This window comes from Mariprofundus aestuarium (assembly GCF_002795805.1).
GTDB classification, from domain to species: Bacteria; Pseudomonadota; Zetaproteobacteria; order Mariprofundales; family Mariprofundaceae; genus Mariprofundus; species Mariprofundus aestuarium.
The window spans coordinates 387,642-404,601 of sequence record NZ_CP018799.1; the positions used below are offsets into that span (position 1 = coordinate 387,642).

Consider the following 16,960-nt stretch of genomic DNA (forward strand, 5'->3'; position numbering starts at 1 on the left):
GCCAGCAAAAGAGAGCTATAGTTGTCCGGTCTGTTGAGAGGGAATGAATGGAAAAAGGGCGATATCAAGCCATCAAAAAAGTGAAGGATGAGGTATAAGGTGTGCATCGGTGTCTGCACTGTCCTGCTCCTCTGTTCAGGACCAGAGGAGCAGGTTTTACCGTTTTGCAGGGCCTCTTCTTTGATGGCGTCGAGGGCTTGAGGGCGATTTTCTCCCGTGGCCCGGCCTGCCCATTGATGAGTCAGGAATCAGTTGATCCGGGCCGTTGCCGATCAGGTCGCTGCGGCCCATCTTCTTAAGAGTGTCGCGAAGCAGCGGCCAGTTGACCGGGTCGTGATACCTGAGGAATGCCTTATGTAGGTCGCGCTGTTTTTTCCGCCTGGGGCTGAATACCCGTTCTGATCCCCTGCCGATCTTACGCAGCGGGTTACGGCCGGAATGATACATTGCACTTGCCGTAGACATTGGCGATGGCAGGAAGGCCTGTACCTGGTCGGGCCTGAAGCTGTTGCGCTTCAGCCATAGAGCCAGGTTGAGCATGTCCTCATCGGTTGTTCCGGGATGGGCTGCAATAAAGTAGGGGATGAGGAACTGCTTTTTGCCCGCCTTCTTCGAGTAGCGCTCAAATAATTTTTGGAAGCGATCAAAGCTACCGATACCGGGTTTCATCATTTTATTTAGAGGGCCATCTTCGGTGTGCTCGGGCGCGATTTTTAGATAGCCGCCGACATGGTGGGTTACCAGTTCCTCGATATATTCCGGTGACTCCACCGCCAGGTCATAGCGCAGTCCTGAAGCGATAAAGATGCGTTTGATGCCGTGAAGCGAGCGCGCCTTGCGATACAGCTTAATCAATGGCGCATGGTCGGTGTTCAGGTTTTTACAGATGCCGGGAAATACGCACGATGGTTTGCGGCAGGCAGCTTCAATCTCGCGAGAGCTGCAGGCCAGTCTGTACATGTTCGCAGTAGGTCCTCCGAGGTCGGATATCGTGCCTGCAAATCCCGGTGTTTTATCGCGGATATTTTCGATCTCTCTGAGAATTGAGCCCTCCGAGCGACTCTGGATGATACGACCTTCATGTTCGGTAATGGAGCAGAAGGTGCAGCCGCCAAAACAGCCACGCATGATGTTCACCGAGTACTTGATCATCTCATTGGCCGGGATATGTGCATTACCGTAAGATGGGTGTGGCAGGCGTGAATAGGGAAGGTCGAATACGGAGTCGATCTCATCTGTTGCCAGCGGGATGGGAGGAGGATTGATCCAGACATCGCGCTCGCCATGCCGCTGTACCAGTGCCCTTGCATTGCCGGGGTTGGTCTCCAGGTGCATCAGGCGTGAAGCGTGGGCATAGAGGACGGGATCGCCTTTTACCGCCTCATAGGAGGGGAGTCGAATGACAGTTTTCGCTCTGTTCAATCTGATATGGGAAAGGGGGATGGTGGTTTCAGTCTTCTTCTCGCCCGCTGTTGTCGCACACGTCGATGTGTCCTGAGCGCCTTTCATTGCATATGGGTCAGGGTGTTCGATCAGAGCGCCCGGGGTATCCACTTCGGTTGAGTCAAGCTCCGTCCAGCCTGATGGGATTTCGCGGCACATAGTTGCCGTTCCGCGGATGTCGGAGAGTTCCCTGATTGACTCACCAGCAGCCACTCTGTGGGCGATCTCAATAATCTGGCGCTCTCCATTACCGTAAACCAGCAGGTCAGCTTTGGAGTCGGGAAGTACCGAACGGCGTACTGTATCGGACCAGTAGTCGTAGTGGGCAATACGCCGCAGTGATGCTTCGATGCTACCGATAATTACCGGTACCCCTTTAAATGCCTCGCGACATCGTTGTGCATAAACCGTAACTGCGCGGTCCGGGCGTTTGCCTGCAATGCCGCCTGGCGTATAGGCATCATCGGATCGGATGCGCCGTTCGGAGGTGTAGTGGTTGACCATCGAGTCCATATTTCCTGCGGTAACACCAAAAAAGAGATTGGGTTTTCCGAGGGTTCGGAAAGCGTCCGCAGACTTCCAGTCGGGTTGTGAGATAATGCCAACCCGGAATCCCTGCGCTTCGAGCACGCGGCCAATGACAGCCATGCCGAAGCTGGGGTGGTCGATATAGGCGTCACCAGTAACAATAATGATATCGCAGCTATCCCAGCCAAGCTGTTCCAACTCAGCCATTGTCATTGGCAGATGCGAGGGGGGAGATAGATCAGGGCGGCATTTCGGCCAGCTGCTCAGGGGGCGAGGTTTGGGGGCGGTGAGGTGTACCATGGGCGCAGCCTAACAGCCAAACGGGATTGATGCTTATATCGGAAATGTGAGGGTATGGCAGAAGTGTGTCGTTAAGGTCTGCCGCAGCAGCGCTTGGTTTTCACTCCGCTGCCGCAGGGGCAGGAGCTATTGCGGCCGGCTTCGCTGACATCACAATCCCCGTCGAGGTAACGCCAGTTGCCGTCAACCTGTTCGAAACGGCTGGTTTCGTGCAGCACCATGACCTTCGAGTCTTCGCGGAACCCGGCGATGAACTCAACAGTGCTGGAGGTGGTTTTAACGATAGTAAGCCCCAGCCAGTCGGTGCTGGTTGGTGAAACGCGCGATGGACGTGTCTTTGGATGCCAGCTCTCATGCAGGTAGTCCCAGTAGCCCAGCACATAGGCCGAGTAGCGCGAGCGCATCAATGCTTCGGGGGTCACTGCAACTGCCCCTAGAATGGTCGGCTCGCAGCAGCTGGCGAACGACCTTCCGCTGCCGCAGGGGCAGGTTTTATCTGTCCCCATCAGTGTCATCCGGATCGATAATGTGGCGCACAATATCTTCCTCAGTGAAGTTTTCGCCGTTTACAGTTTTCTTCTGCAGTGAAATTCCAGCCTTGTGTACGGAGTCCTTGCTGTCTGAAATCAGGGGGTGCCAGTCGAATAGCGGTTTACCTTCATGAAGCCGGCGATAGGCACAGCTCTCAGGCAACCATGCATACTGTGCGTCTGAGAGTTTGCGGATATCCATGCAGTCGGGGACGATAGCTGTGCGTTGCGGGTAGTCAGTGCAGCGACAGGTTGCATCATTAAACAGGTGGCAGCGGATGTCGGTGTAGAGGATTTCTCCGCTATCTTCATCCTCAAATTTCCACACACAGCAGCGGCCACAGCCGTCGCAGAGACTTTCCCACTCATCATCAGACATCTCTGCCAGTGCTTTTTCTTTCCAGAACATCACGCTTCCACCTTTTGGTGCCAACACTACCCACATTCTCCCACTGATAAACACTCCTTATGTTCATTGGGGAAACAGCAGTGATGGCTGTGCCGCAATGATTCACTGTCCATTCATTCTGCTTTGGAGGGGGTTGACAAGGGTGGAATGGTGGCCAAGATTGGCATTTGGTGGGGATTTGTGGGTAAAGGTTGATTTCAAGGGTAAGGGCGAGGAACGAAACGTATGTTTCAGGGCGAGTTCAGCAACAATATGGACGACAAAGGGCGCGTAAGCATCCCTGCCGCTTTCCGTGATGCGCTGAAGAGCTGTCATGCCGAAGAGTCGATTATCATTACCCGTACGCCGCACTCACGCTGCCTGGTCGCATATCCGATACGTGAGTGGAAGCGACTTCAGACCCGTATCAACGCCACTCCTTCTAGCGAAGCACTGCGCGCCTATAAGCGCATCGTAATCAGTTCCGCACAGGAGTTTTCTCCAGACCGTCAGGGGCGCGTGCTTCTTTCTGCGGCCCTGCGTGAATATGCCTCTCTTGACCGTGCTGTTCAGTTTGCGGGTGCGGGTGAGACTTTCGAAATTTGGGACAAGGGCAGCTGGGACAGACAGCTTGAAGCTGATTTGGCGCTCGCCCAGAATTTCGAGCTCGGCCTCTGATGTGGGCGGCGATAAAAGCTATGCCGAACACATTCCTGTCCTGCGCGACGCCTTCATTGATGCGCTGTTCACCGACCCCGACGGGTATTATGTGGACTGCACCTTCGGGCGCGGAGGGCACAGTCGCGAGTTGCTTGCGAAGCTTTCCGAAAATGGGCGGCTGCTTGCCATCGATCGCGACCCTGAAGCTATTGCCGAGGGGGAGAGACTTGCTGAAGAAGATGGCCGCTTCTCAATTGTGCACGCAGATTTTGCCCGCCTTGGCGAAGCCCTTGACGAAAAGGGGTGGCATCAGGTGACAGGCGTTGGCTTCGATCTCGGCGTCTCATCGCCGCAGGTGGACAATGCTGAGCGCGGGTTTTCATTTCAAAAGAATGGTCCGCTGGATATGCGCATGGATTCATCCTCAGGACAGCCATTGTCGCAAATGCTGGAGCGTGTTTCCGAACGCGAACTGGCCGACATCATTTATCGTTTCGGTGATGAGCGTTACTCCCGCCGCATTGCCAAATCCATCCTTAATGCAAAACATGAGGGGAAGTTGAATTCAACCTCCGATCTGGAGAATGCCTGCTTCCACGCCACGCCAAAACAGGCGCGTCATGGCGGCGCACACCCTGCTACGCGCACCTTTCAGGCGCTGCGCATCTGGGTGAATGAAGAGATGGATCAGATCGATGTCGGCGTAAACGCGGCCATGGAGCACCTGAAGCCCGGCGGAAGACTGGCAGTGATCTCATTTCACTCCGGCGAAGACCGCCGCATTCGCGACCTGATTGAGGCGCAGGTACACCCGTGCAAATGTCCGCCACAGATGCCTATGTGCGTATGTGGCAAGATCCCTTCCATGCGCTGGTTGCAGAAGAAGCCTGTTCGTCCCAGTGATGCGGAGGTTGCCATTAACCCGCGCAGCCGCTCATCGCTGATGCGTATTGCCGAGCGCATATCCGAGGCCGAAGGTAGAAAGCTGGCAGGCTACAGTGGAGGTTCCCTCTAATGGCCTCCTTTCTGAAACCGTGGTTGCTGGTGCCGGTCCTGGCTGGGCTACTGGCCGCTGGCCAGATATGGCTCTCCCATCTGCGTTATGAATTGTCGCTGGAGACGCAGGCGTTGAGTGCCGAGAAGCAGATTGTACAGGGCGAGTCCAGCAAGCTCAGGCTTGAACTTGCCAGCATGACCCGTCCTGAGCGCTTGCGTAAGCTGGCGCAACAGAAGCTGGGCATGGCGCCGCCCCGCCCTGAACAGGTGGTGCATCCGTGAGCGACAAGCAACAGGTGTTCGTTCGCCGCCGCATCGAAGCGGTTGCAGGCCTGCTGGCTCTGGGGCTGGTGATGCTGCTGGTTCGTGCTGTCGATCTGCAGTGGCTGCAGGCTGATTACCTGACCTCTCTGGCAGAGAAGCAGCGTTATCGCCAGTTCACGGCTGTTGCACCGCGTGGGCCGATCTTGGATAGCAAAGGGCGCACGCTTGCCGAGAGTGTTGAGATTCCATCTATTGCGGCCATGGCCGATGAGGTGCCGGCAGGGCGCGTAAATGAGCTGGCCAGAGCACTGGGTCTTCCTTCTGAGAAAGTAGACCGTAAGCTGAACAAACGTCATGGATTTGTCTGGTTGGCGCGCCAGGTTCCACCCTCTATCGCCAGGAAGGTTATGGCACTGAATATCCCTGGCGTGCGTATGGAGACGGAGTGGCGGCGTTATCATCCGATGGGTCCGGAGACCGGCCATCTGCTCGGTTTTGTCGGCATTGATGGCAAAGGTCTGGAGGGCGTTGAGCGCAGCTGGAATGCAGCGCTGACAGGCGAGGCCGGCATTCGCCAGGTGCGCCGCGATGCGCGTGGCCACTCGCTGCCGGATGGTGTCTGGTTGCGTGAGGCAACAGCGGGAAAATCGATCAAGCTGACTACCGATGCTTCGATTCAGAGTATTGCCTATGCAGCACTGGCTGAAGGGGTGCGCAGCCAGAAGGCAAAGGGTGGGTCCGTCGTTGTGATGAGACCCAAAGACGGGGCGATTCTGGCGATGGTCAACTGGCCAGGTTATAACCCGAACAATTACCGTCAATATAAACCTGGGCAGTGGCGTAACCGTGCGGTTACTGATGTCTTTGAACCGGGCTCGACAATGAAACCATTTTCAGTGGCGGCAGCACTGGCTTCAGGAAAATGGCAGCCCGACTCGATTGTTTACTGCGAGAAAGGGGCGATGCAGGTTGCTGACTACACCATTCACGACGACCATCCCGAGGGGTGGCTGGATGTTACCGGCATCTTGGTCAAATCAAGTAATATCGGAGTGGCCAAAATGGCGCTCGATATAGGCGCTGATCCACTCCACGATATGTTAACAAAAGCGGGATTTGGGCAGCGAAGTCATATGGGGCTGGGCGGGGAATCGCCTGGCATTGTGCTCTCCCCAGATCGGTGGGGGCCTGTTGAAACGGCCAACATCGCCTTTGGACAAGGTATCGCTGTCACGCCGTTGCAACTTGCAGCGGCCTTTTCCGTTTTAGCGAATGAGGGTCTGTATGTCGCGCCAATGCTGGTTGAAGGCGGCATAGATGCACCTCAAAACGCAGGCCGCAGGGTGATGGATGCATCGATTGCCCGCCAGGTCATGAGCATGCTGGAATATGCGACCAGTGAAGATGGTACAGGCTCTAAAGCAGTGCCGGTAGGTTATCGCGTGGCTGGTAAAACAGGCACGGCACAGAAGCCGGACGCCAGAGGGCGCTACAGCAAGGGGAAATATACGGCTGTGTTTGCAGGTGTGGCACCAGTGGACGACCCGCAGCTGGTGATTGTTGTGGTGATCGATGAGCCGCAGAAGAGCATGTACGGTGGGCAGGTTGCTGCACCTGTATTCCGCCATATTGCAGAGAGCGCACTGCCTTATCTCGGCGTTCCTGCGCAGATTACAAATCAGGGGCAGTGGCAGGCGATGGAGATTGCCACCGAGGCGCCTGTCTTTGCTGCCGATAGCACTTACGGCATGTCGATGCGTGAGGTGCGCCGCTTTGCTGCATCACGCGGACTTCGCCTGCATGTGCGTGGCTCAGGCTGGGTGACCCGCCAGAAGCCAGCGAACGTGGCTTCCCTGAATAGCGGTGAGGAGCTTGAGGTGTGGCTGAATGAGTAGCCACCTGCAAGCGCATGCCGCCGAACTGGCGCACGGATTCTCTCTTTGCGAGCTTGCCGAGGGGCTTGGTCACCTTGATATGGATGGGGCCGATGATGTGCTCATCATGGGCATCTGTGACGACTCGCGCCATGCCAAGCCGGGTTATGCCATGCTCTGCCTGCCGCGTGCGGAGGGCCGGGCCAGCGAATTTGCAGAGAGTGCGAGAGAGCTCGGGGCGACTGCGATCATCAGTGTTGGCATACCAGTCGACACACAACTTCCTAGCCTTCATCTCGACTCCATGGGTCAGGCGGGAACATTGCTTCGCCGTATGTTCAAAACCGAGCAGGCAGGCGCACACCTTTATGGCATCACCGGAACCGATGGTAAAACCAGCGTGACCTGGATGCTGCGTGAGGCACTTTCCCGCTATCAGCAGCAGCCGGTGTGGAGCACAGGCACGCTGGGCCTGATGCGCAGTTCCGATGATATTCGTGACATCGGCAATACCACGCCATCGCTATTGACGATGCATGCAATGCTCGCTGAAGCCTGTCGGGAACATGTGCATTCAGTTGTGAGTGAAATCTCATCCCACGGCATCGCACAGTCACGTATTGCAGGTCTCGATTTCAGGACCGCAATCTGGACCAGCATGGGGCACGACCACCTGCAGGATCACGGTGGTTATGGACCCTATCTGGCAATCAAGGCTGGATTTGTTTGTGACTGTGGCAGCCATGGCGGTAATGTGATTGCCAATGCCGACCATGCCGATATCCGTGAAAGGGCCCCTGCCTCTTCACGTTGGTATGGGCATGGACTCTCCCGTGATGATGTGGATATGGGCTGGGAACAGGAGTTGCCAGGCATGCTGCGGTTGCGCAGTCGTGGAGAAGAGGTGGTGATCGAAGACATCCCGCTCGGTGATTTCCATGCTGAGAATGTTGCTTGCGTTGCACTGATATTGATGGTGTCACAGGACATCGGACTGCAAGAGCTGCCTGAACTTCTCTCAGGCATAACCGCACCTCCAGGACGCATGCAGGATGTGCTGGCCGGTTATGGCCAGGTGTTTATCGATTATGCTCATACCCCTGAGGCACTGGAGCGCTGTCTGAGGGCGGCCCGTAAGCTGGCCCGCAATCGGCTGATTGTCGCATTCGGATGCGGCGGTGAACGCGACCGCGAAAAGCGACCGCAAATGGGTGAGATCGCAGTCGAGTTTGCCGATGCGGTGTGGATTACATCCGACAATCCGCGCGGAGAGCTGCCTGCCGTTATCGCATCGGAGATCGAGTTTGGCATGCAGAAGCCCTATCGGGCTGAGGTGCACCTGCAGCTGGACCGCGACAAGGCGATTGGCGAGGCGGTCGCTGCGCTTGCGGAAGGAGATATCCTGGTGATTGCCGGTAAAGGGCATGAGGCCTACATGGAGGTGTGCGGCAGGCGCATGCCATGGAGCGATGCCGAGGCAGCCGAGAAATATCTGCGCAGAAAAAACAGTGGAACGGGCTTGGTTTCCGAAGGTGAAGATATATGCGCATGAGCGGAGCCGATATCATGAATGCTACCGGTGGCAGCTGGCACGGTGCTACTCCCGAAGTTATTACCGCCATCGCAACGGATACGCGCGACTTCAAGACGGGTCAGGTATTCCTTGCCCTGCGCGGCCCGAATTTCGATGGCCACACCTTTGCTGCACCAGTGGCTGACCGGGCGCTGGCGTTGATCGGCGACCGGGAAGGGGTGTCGCTCTGGTCCGGCATTGATACCAGCAAGCTTGAGGTGGATGATACCCTGCAGGCGCTCGGTGATATCGCGCACGCCTGGCGGATGCGCCTTGAGCATACAACAGTCATCGCAATCACCGGTTCATATGGTAAAACCAGCCTGCGTACAATTCTGGAAACAGGTTTCGCCGCTTTGGGACTTAATGTCTCTGCGACTCGTGCCAACCTGAACAACCTGATCGGTGTACCCCAGACATTACTGGCCGTGCCTGAGGATGCTGAGATTGCCGTGATTGAATGTGGTATCAGCGAGACAGGAGAGATGGCACGTCTGGCTGCCATGGTGCAGCCGGATATAGCTATCCTTACAGGTATGACTGCCGCGCACGCGGAAGGGCTCGGCGGCCTGGCCGGGGTGGTCAGGGAGAAGGCACTGCTTCTCGAGCATCTGAGCGGAAATGGCTGGAGCGGGCTGGGCGAAGGCGTAGCGGATCTTTTGCGTGCAAATCATATTTCTCTGCCTGAGCAGGCACTAACTCTCGATGCTGATGAAGAGAAGGATTCGGTCAGCTGGCAACTCGTAGGGCGAGAGTTGCTGATGCGGTGGAGAGAAGAGGAAGCCTCAATGGCGCTGGCGCTGCCTGCCGCTCACTGGGCTGCCAACATCGCCTTTGCCGCATCGATTATACTGCGTTATCTCAATGGTCGTGACAGGAAGGCAGGTCTTACTGAAGTAGTGGCTGCCATCTCCAGTTGGCAGCCGCCAGCGGGGCGGATGCAGCAGTGTGAAGGTTTGAATGGCTGCCTTGTACTGGACGATTGCTACAACGCCAATCCTGTTTCAATGCAGGCTGCAATCGATACGCTGCGCGCACTTGATGGCGGCAGGATTGCGATTCTGGGTGACATGGGCGAACTGGGTGAAGGCTCCGAGAAGGCGCATGGCAGCATCGACATTCAGGGGCTTGATCGCGTTTACCTGATTGGCAAGCGCATGCAGGCGCTGGCGGCAAGATATCCTGAGGTTCGCTGGTTCGCTTCGACGGATGAGGCAGTTGCCGGATTATCGGATGAGTCGTTTGAAGCCGGTGATACCGTGCTGGTCAAGGCATCACGCTCAATGGCACTGGAATCGATTGTACGCCTGCTCTGCAGAGAGGAGATGGCCCATGCTTTATAATCTGCTCTACCCATTGGCCGATCAGGTATCCCTGTTCAACCTCTTCCAGTATATCACCTTCCGGACTGTCTACGCGCTGGTGACCTCGCTGGTGCTCTGCTGGATTATCGGGCCGTGGTTTATCAATCGACTGAGGGTGAAGCAGGGTCAGGGGCAGCCGATTCGCAGTGATGGACCGCAGACTCATCTGGTTAAGCAGGGGACGCCGACCATGGGCGGCCTTCTCATCCTTCTGGTTATGACGATTGCCACTCTGTTGTGGGCTGACCTTACCAATGGCTTCATCTGGCTGGCGCTGCTGGTGACACTCGGTTATGGACTGATTGGCTGGCTGGATGACTATCTGAAGATTATGCGCCGCAACCCGAAAGGACTTGCCGGGCGCTGGAAGCTGTTGCTGCAGTGTCTGTTCGGCGGCATCGCAGCTGGCGGCTTGATGATCATGACCGACCCTATTGTCGATATCCCCTTCTTTAACATGCAGTGGGATATGGGCTGGTTCTATGTTATTTTTGTACTGTTCGTGCTCGTAGGCACCTCCAATGCGGTGAATCTCACTGATGGGCTGGATGGGCTAGCTGTGGCGCCGACCTTTATGGTGGCTAGTTCCCTGGCTGTTGTGGTCTATCTGGCTGGTCATGCCAAGTTTGCTGCCTACCTGATGATCCCCTTTGTTCCGGGCTCCGGTGAGTTGGCGGTATTCTGCGGTGCCCTGGTCGGGGCATGCCTCGGATTCCTCTGGTTCAACACCTACCCTGCACAGGTGTTTATGGGTGACGTTGGAGCGCTTGCACTGGGCGGTGCGCTCGGCTTTGTGGCTTGTGCGGTGCACCAGCAGTTTTTGCTGGCGATTGCGGGTGGGCTGTTCGTCTTGGAGGCAGTATCAGTAATGGTACAGGTGGCCAGCTTCAAGTTGACTGGGAAACGTGTCTTCCGAATGGCGCCGATCCACCATCACTATGAGCTGAAAGGCTGGCCTGAACCCAAGGTGATTGTCCGCTTCTGGATTATTTCGATTCTATTGGCACTGGTGGCGCTATCCACCTTGAAGATCCGATGAGTACAACGGAACCACATATGAGCGAACAGCTGACAGCGATTATCGGCATGGGTAAGACCGGACAGGCGGCAGCTAGGTTCTTGCTACGCGAGGGAATGGCATGCGAAGCATTCGATGAGAAGAAGGTTGTGTTGCCAGAGGCAATCGATGTGCCACTGCATATCGGTAAGCTGAAAGCAGCCAGCCTGAAGCGCTTCTCACGAATTATTGTCAGCCCAGGCATTAACTGGGATCACCCTGCTCTGGTTGAGGTGCGTGCCAGCGGCATTCCGACTTACGGGGACCTTGAGCTGTTCGGTGAGCACTACCATGGAGACACCATCGCGATTACCGGCACTAACGGCAAAACAACGACTGTGTCACTGATCAGTACAATGCTGGATACGTTGCCTGGAGGTATTGAAGCGGGCGGCAATATAGGCACTCCGATGCTCGACCTGCTGGGCGATGAGCAGCCATCCCGCATCGTGCTTGAGCTCTCCAGCTTCCAGTTGGAGCGCGCCAGCCAGATACGTCCACGCTGGGCGGCACTGTTGAATATTCAGCCGGATCATGCAGACATGCATGCCGATGCAGCCGCATACAGGGCTGCAAAGTTGCGCCTGTTTGCTAAGCAGGGTGAAGGCGATAAGGCGATGCTGCCAGCAGATAGCGAGTGGAATGCGCTGGCCGATGAATTGAGGGGGCGTGGTGTATATGTGCGCCGCTTCGGCATCGGAGCCGCAGAGGAGTTGGATTCCGGTGTGCAGCTGTTGCCGGATGGATCGTGGCAGCTTTTCTGGCATCACTTCCATATTCCTGAGTTTATCTCCTCCGACGATTTGCCATCCAAAGGAATACACCAGCATCAGAATCTTGCAGTGGCGGCTCAGGCAGCTACTGACTACGGCGTGTCGGCCAGTGTGGTGCATCAGGCACTGACCTCATTCCGAGGGCTGCCTCATCGACTGCAATCACTGGGTTTTGTGGCTGGGCGTGAGTGGTACAACGATTCCAAGGCGACCAATCCGGATGCTGCAATTGCAGCCCTGAAGTCCTTTCATCAGGTGATCTGGATCTGTGGAGGCCTACGCAAGGGGCTGGATGTCTCGGTGATGAAGGAGGCCGTGGCCAGCCATGTCGAGCATGTCTACATCATCGGCAAGGATCCTGGGGAATTTGTAAAATTGGCGGATGCAGCAGGTGTGCCATCAAGCTTTGTTAAAAATATGGATCAGGCGGTCAGGCAGGCATCGATGTCTCAGGATGGATTGCCGGTGCTGCTCTCGCCTGCTGCCGCCAGTCAGGATCAGTTTTCCGATTATGCCGAACGTGGGCGCGTCTTTGTCGATGCGGTTAAAGCGCTGGAGAAGAAATCATGAGCGCGAAAGCTGCAAAGCAGCTGATGCCGGCTGATCCGATCCTGACAGGCTGCGTACTGGCACTGCTCAGTTTCAGCGTGTTGATGGTCTACAGCACCAGCATCAGCGTGGCAGAGGTTCGCTATAACGATCCATTTCGTATTATTGGCCACTGGCTGGTCTACATTCCTGTTGGCCTGATGATCATGTGGTTACTATCACGTGTTGAGGCTATCTGGTGGCGCGCCATTGCGCTGCCGATTCTAGCGGTTGCCGTAGTGTTAATGATCGCCGTACTGGTGCCGGGGGTTGGCCGCGAGATCAACGGAGCACAGCGTTGGATTTCGCTATTCGGTTTGACATTGCAGCCGGTCGAACTGCTCAAGCCAGCCGTGATCATCTACATGGCCTATTATATGGGCACATTTCCGGATCGCCTGCACAACTTTGCCAGCGGACTGGCACCCATGTTGGTGGTGTTGATGGTGTCGCTGGCGCTACTGTTGCTTCAACCCGATTTTGGCAGTGCAGCACTACTCGCCTCTGTCTGTTTTGCCATGTGGTTTGTCGGAGGTGTGCCGATCCGGCACTTACTGAGCATGCTGGCGGGATTCATCCCTTTGGCCATTATCGTGCTGGTCGCGGCTCCATACCGCGTACAGCGTCTGCTTAGCTTCCTTGATCCATGGGACGACCGCTTTGGTACCGACTATCAGCTGATCCAGTCAATGCTAGCCTTTGGAAGTGGCGGTATTGCCGGTACCGGCGTAGGTCAGGGTGTTCAGAAGCTCTTTTATCTGCCAGAGGTCTTTACGGACTTTATATCTGCCAGTATTGGCGAAGAGCTCGGGCTGGTCGGCATTGTGGCGCTGATTCTGCTGTTCGCCCTGCTGCTCGGTCGCGGCATCTGGTTGGCCATCCATTGCGAAGATATGTTCTCCCGCCTACTGACTATGGGCTGCATTATGATCCTCGGCGTTGCCTTCATTATTAATATGGGAGCAGCTATGGGGATACTTCCAACCAAGGGCATGCCAATGCCATTCGTATCCTACGGAGGCAGTGCCTTGATCGGCGAATGTGTGCTGGTTGGATTGATCCTCTCCATTCAGCGCCACAGGCCAGGCAACTTGCGTCTGGCAAAACGTGCAGCTGGTGGAAATAAATCAGCAATAAAGGGTAAAGCCCGGAAAACCAACGCAATGGAGGGAGTGGTGTGAGTAGTGTGCCACTTCTCTGTGTCGCCGGCGGTGGAACCGGGGGGCATGTTATGCCTGCACTGGCACTGGCTGATGCTGCCCGTGAGCGCTGGCCGGAGTTGCGCGTGAACTTTATCGGCGCTGAACGTGGGCTGGAGGCGAAGCTTCTGCCGGAGCGCGGTGAGAACGTGTTGCTGCTGACCATGCATGGCGTGAAGGGTGCGGGTATTGTGCAGCGTTTGCGCGTTCTGCTCTGGGAGCTTCCCAAGGCGGTGGTGCAGATTCGGAAATCGTGGGAAAAGCAGAAGCCCGACCTACTGGTTGGCGTAGGTGGATACGCGAGTGTCTCCGGTGTCATCGCGGCCCTGATGAGCCGGGTTCCGGTTGTGCTCTACGAACAGAATGCGATGCCGGGCCTGGTAAATAGAACGCTGGCCCGCCTCTGTAGTCGAATCATGCTGGGGTTTGCCGAAGCATCACACCACTTGGGTGCAAGCGTGAACCGTGCATTCACCGGAAACATTGTCCGCGATGTGATTGCAGGGGTTCAGTGGAGCACGCATACACCTCCACGCCTGCTTGTGTTGGGTGGGTCTCAGGGAGCACTGGTGCTTAACCGTACCGTACCCCAGGCGTGCGCCCAGCTGGCTAGGGAAGGGCGCGAATTCAGCGTATGCCATGTGGCGGGAAAGGATGAAACAGCGCGCATGCAGGTAGAGAGCATCTATGCGGGTGCGGGAATTAAGGCCGAGGTGCTGGGCTTTTGTGACGACATGGCCGGCTTCTATGCCAAAGGTGACCTGATGATTGCACGTGCCGGTGCAATGACGGTAACCGAGGCTGCCATATGTGGTATGCCAAGCCTGTTTGTACCGTTGCCGCATGCGGCTGACGATCACCAGCGCTTTAATGCGGAGAGCGTCGCCGTTGCTGCTGGTGCGCGCGTACTGGACCAGAAAACGATGACGCAGGAGACACTGGCTGCAGAGCTGGACGGGTTGATGTTCGACAACGGGAAACTTAGCCGGATGTCCGAGGCAGCCAGAGCATGGGCGCCATTTGAAGCCAGAGAAAGGCAACTTGATGTGTTGGCAGAGTTTTTACCGGTAAGCGGAGTGAAACAATGAAGATGCGCGTGCAGCATATCCATCTGATCGGCATCGGCGGCATCGGCATGAGCGGCATTGCCGAACTGCTGTTCAATCAGGGGTTCAGTGTTCAGGGCAGCGATGTTGCCGAGAGTAATAATGTTAAACGCATGCGCAGCCTTGGCATCCATGTCGCGATTGGACATGCGGCGGAGAATCTGGGTAAAGCCCAGGTGGTTGTGGTCTCATCAGCCATCGATAAAACCAACCCGGAAATCGCGGCTGCACAGCTGCAGGGAATTCCGGTGATTCCGCGGGCAGAGATGCTGGCTGAGTTGATGCGCATGAAGCAGGGGGTGGCCGTAGCAGGAAGCCACGGTAAAACCACTATGACCTCGCTGATTGCGCACGGTATGGAGGCTGCGGGCCTGGACCCGACCTACATCATTGGCGGTCGCCTTACGGCAACCGGCAGTAACGCACGCTTGGGAGCAAGTCCATGGCTGATAGCTGAGGCCGATGAGAGCGATGGCTCATTCCTGCGCCTCTCCCCGACAATTGCCGTGGTTAGTAATATTGACCCTGAACACCTCGATCACTATGGCGATTTTGAGACACTGATGGAGGCTTTCCGCACCTTCGTTTCACTGGTTCCATTTTACGGCCGTGTTGTGCTGCACCATGAACACCCGAATGTTGCTGCCCTGCGTGAGAACCTGCATAAGCCAGTCACCACCTACGGCAGCAGTCCACAGGCCGACCTTCATCTGCTGGAGAGTCGGGCAGATAGCGAAGGGCAGATTTTCCGGGCGGCCAGTCGCGAACTGGGCGAGTTGGGCGAGTTCAGGCTGCCGATGCCTGGGCGCCACAATGCCGAGAATGCGCTGGCAGCGATTGCAGTACAGCTCCATCTCGGTATCGACATTGAGACCATTCGCACATCCATTGCCTCATTTGAGGGTATTCAGCGCCGTTTCCAGCGCACTCAGGTCGGTGAAGGCGTTCTGGTCGACGATTATGCACATCACCCGAAAGAGGTGATGGCAACACTGTCAGCTGCCCGCGACTGCTGGCCTGAACGGCACATGACCGTGGTCTTCCAGCCGCACCGGTTTAGCCGTACCCGTGATTTGATGGATGATTTTATGGGTGCATTTGATGCCGCTAACGAGGTCGCACTGTTGCCGATCTATGCTGCCAGTGAGACAGAGATCGAGGGAATCAGCAGCGACTGCATGGCTGAAGGCATGATGGTTCGTGGTCATCGTGGCGTATCTCTGGTGGCCGGGCTTGAGGATGCACACAAGCTGGTCCGCTCTGCGCTTGAAAGGGGTGATGTCGTACTGTTGATGGGAGCTGGCTCGATCGGATCTCTGGCACAGCAGATACGTGAGGAGGTCGCTGCATGAACGGTTCTCTGATGAATGCCGACATCCTACCCGGAACAGAGTCCGATATGGATCAGGGTGCCAATGACGAAACATGGTTTATCCCTCTGGCAGGGCTTGGCTCTTTGCGTGAAAACGAGCCGATGGCGAGGCACACGACACTCGGCGTCGGAGGTCCGGCACGCTGGTTTTTCCGACCCGAAGATCGAGCAGCTCTTGCAAGTGCGGTGGCTCTCTGCCCTGAAAGTATTTCGATTCTGCCGCTGGGGCGTGGCAGTAATATGCTGGTTCCAGATATCGGCATCTATGCATTGGTCATTGATCTTAGTGAGCTTAATGCCTTCCATATTGAGGGCTGCCTGGTGCACGCGGAGGCTGGTGTTCGCATGAGTCGCTTTGCCCGCCAGTGTGCCGAGCACGGCCTCTCAGGCTGTGAGTTTATGGCAACCGTACCCGGAGATGTTGGTGGAGGTGTAGCGATGAATGCGGGCTGCTTCTCTCAGCAGGTCTCCGATTCACTCAGCCATATCGAGGTGATGTTGCGCAGTGGTGAGGTGGTTGAGATCGACGCCAAATCACTTGAAATGAGCTATCGCCATACAGAGCTGCCGGAACAGGGGGTAGTGGTCAGTGCCTGTTTTGAGTTGCGTCCTGATCATCCTGACCAGATTCGTGAGCGTATGCGCACCATGCGCAGCCGTCGCAGTTCAACGCAGCCGTTAAGCCAGCCTAATTGCGGGTCGGTATTCAAGAATCCGGAGAATGACCATGCAGCGCGTTTGATTGAGGCGGCCGGGCTGAAAGGTTACTCCATCGGAGGTGCCCGCATCTCCGATCAGCATGCCAATTTCATCGTCAACGAGGGTGAGGCGAGCAGCGCCGACATTGTTGAGCTGATTCAACGGGCACAGCGGGTTGTGAAGGAAAAATTTGAAATCGAACTGGAGCCGGAAGTGCGCATGGTGGGAGAGTGGATGTGAATAAGT

15 protein-coding genes are annotated in these 16,960 nt (G+C 56.3%); 12 read left to right on the forward strand and 3 right to left on the reverse strand.

Annotated elements, in window-relative coordinates:
• Positions 1 to 156: 156 nt before the first annotated feature.
• The 3 genes from Ga0123461_RS02010 to Ga0123461_RS02020 all read right to left on the reverse strand — a co-directional run bounded on the left by Ga0123461_RS02010 (position 157) and on the right by Ga0123461_RS02020 (position 3,210).
• Positions 157 to 2,184 (reverse strand): YgiQ family radical SAM protein, encoded by a 2,028-nt coding sequence (locus tag Ga0123461_RS02010; RefSeq protein WP_418288953.1) that lies wholly within the window; start codon positions 2,182 to 2,184, stop codon positions 157 to 159.
• A 158-nt stretch (positions 2,185 to 2,342) separates the two neighbouring features.
• Positions 2,343 to 2,777 (reverse strand): YchJ family protein, encoded by a 435-nt coding sequence (locus Ga0123461_RS02015; RefSeq protein ID WP_100276809.1) that lies wholly within the window; start codon positions 2,775 to 2,777, stop codon positions 2,343 to 2,345.
• On the reverse strand, positions 2,764 to 3,210 hold the full coding sequence (locus Ga0123461_RS02020) for a YcgN family cysteine cluster protein (protein WP_100278633.1): 447 nt from the start codon (positions 3,208 to 3,210) through the stop codon (positions 2,764 to 2,766). The genes Ga0123461_RS02015 and Ga0123461_RS02020 overlap by 14 nt, the downstream gene beginning before the upstream one ends.
• A 225-nt stretch (positions 3,211 to 3,435) precedes the next feature.
• Here Ga0123461_RS02020 and mraZ point away from each other — a divergent pair, with 225 nt between their 5' ends.
• The 12 genes from mraZ to murB are packed head-to-tail and all read left to right on the forward strand — an operon-like array spanning position 3,436 to position 16,954.
• A complete protein-coding gene (gene mraZ, locus Ga0123461_RS02025; protein ID WP_100276810.1) occupies positions 3,436 to 3,867 on the forward strand; it encodes a division/cell wall cluster transcriptional repressor MraZ in 432 nt (143 codons plus the stop codon).
• On the forward strand, positions 3,821 to 4,864 hold the full coding sequence (rsmH, locus tag Ga0123461_RS02030; protein WP_232710291.1) for a 16S rRNA (cytosine(1402)-N(4))-methyltransferase RsmH: 1,044 nt from the start codon (positions 3,821 to 3,823) through the stop codon (positions 4,862 to 4,864). The genes mraZ and rsmH overlap by 47 nt, the downstream gene beginning before the upstream one ends.
• Positions 4,864 to 5,127 carry a cell division protein FtsL gene (ftsL, locus tag Ga0123461_RS02035; protein WP_100276812.1) on the forward strand — a complete coding sequence of 88 codons (264 nt, stop codon included), beginning with the start codon at positions 4,864 to 4,866 and terminating at the stop codon, positions 5,125 to 5,127. Before rsmH ends, ftsL begins: the two co-directional genes overlap by 1 nt.
• Positions 5,124 to 7,004, forward strand: a complete 1,881-nt coding sequence (locus tag Ga0123461_RS02040; RefSeq protein ID WP_100276813.1) for a penicillin-binding transpeptidase domain-containing protein — start codon at positions 5,124 to 5,126, stop codon at positions 7,002 to 7,004. The genes ftsL and Ga0123461_RS02040 overlap by 4 nt, the downstream gene beginning before the upstream one ends.
• Positions 6,997 to 8,535 (forward strand): Mur ligase family protein, encoded by a 1,539-nt coding sequence (locus Ga0123461_RS02045; protein ID WP_100276814.1) that lies wholly within the window; start codon positions 6,997 to 6,999, stop codon positions 8,533 to 8,535. Before Ga0123461_RS02040 ends, Ga0123461_RS02045 begins: the two co-directional genes overlap by 8 nt.
• Positions 8,526 to 9,899, forward strand: coding sequence for a UDP-N-acetylmuramoyl-tripeptide--D-alanyl-D-alanine ligase (locus Ga0123461_RS02050; RefSeq protein WP_100276815.1), 1,374 nt, complete (start codon positions 8,526 to 8,528; stop codon positions 9,897 to 9,899). The genes Ga0123461_RS02045 and Ga0123461_RS02050 overlap by 10 nt, the downstream gene beginning before the upstream one ends.
• On the forward strand, positions 9,889 to 10,959 hold the full coding sequence (gene mraY / locus Ga0123461_RS02055) for a phospho-N-acetylmuramoyl-pentapeptide-transferase (RefSeq protein ID WP_100276816.1): 1,071 nt from the start codon (positions 9,889 to 9,891) through the stop codon (positions 10,957 to 10,959). The genes Ga0123461_RS02050 and mraY overlap by 11 nt, the downstream gene beginning before the upstream one ends.
• Before the next feature lie 17 nt (positions 10,960 to 10,976).
• Positions 10,977 to 12,320, forward strand: coding sequence for a UDP-N-acetylmuramoyl-L-alanine--D-glutamate ligase (gene murD / locus Ga0123461_RS02060; RefSeq protein WP_232710293.1), 1,344 nt, complete (start codon positions 10,977 to 10,979; stop codon positions 12,318 to 12,320).
• A complete protein-coding gene (gene ftsW, locus Ga0123461_RS02065) occupies positions 12,317 to 13,519 on the forward strand; it encodes a putative lipid II flippase FtsW (RefSeq protein ID WP_100276818.1) in 1,203 nt (400 codons plus the stop codon). The genes murD and ftsW overlap by 4 nt, the downstream gene beginning before the upstream one ends.
• Complete coding sequence (murG, locus tag Ga0123461_RS02070; RefSeq protein ID WP_100276819.1) at positions 13,516 to 14,625, forward strand: undecaprenyldiphospho-muramoylpentapeptide beta-N-acetylglucosaminyltransferase; 1,110 nt, start codon at positions 13,516 to 13,518, stop codon at positions 14,623 to 14,625. Before ftsW ends, murG begins: the two co-directional genes overlap by 4 nt.
• Positions 14,622 to 15,995, forward strand: a complete 1,374-nt coding sequence (murC, locus tag Ga0123461_RS02075; protein WP_100276820.1) for a UDP-N-acetylmuramate--L-alanine ligase — start codon at positions 14,622 to 14,624, stop codon at positions 15,993 to 15,995. Before murG ends, murC begins: the two co-directional genes overlap by 4 nt.
• On the forward strand, positions 15,992 to 16,954 hold the full coding sequence (gene murB, locus Ga0123461_RS02080) for a UDP-N-acetylmuramate dehydrogenase (protein ID WP_232710295.1): 963 nt from the start codon (positions 15,992 to 15,994) through the stop codon (positions 16,952 to 16,954). Before murC ends, murB begins: the two co-directional genes overlap by 4 nt.
• The last annotated feature ends 6 nt before the right edge of the window (positions 16,955 to 16,960 follow it).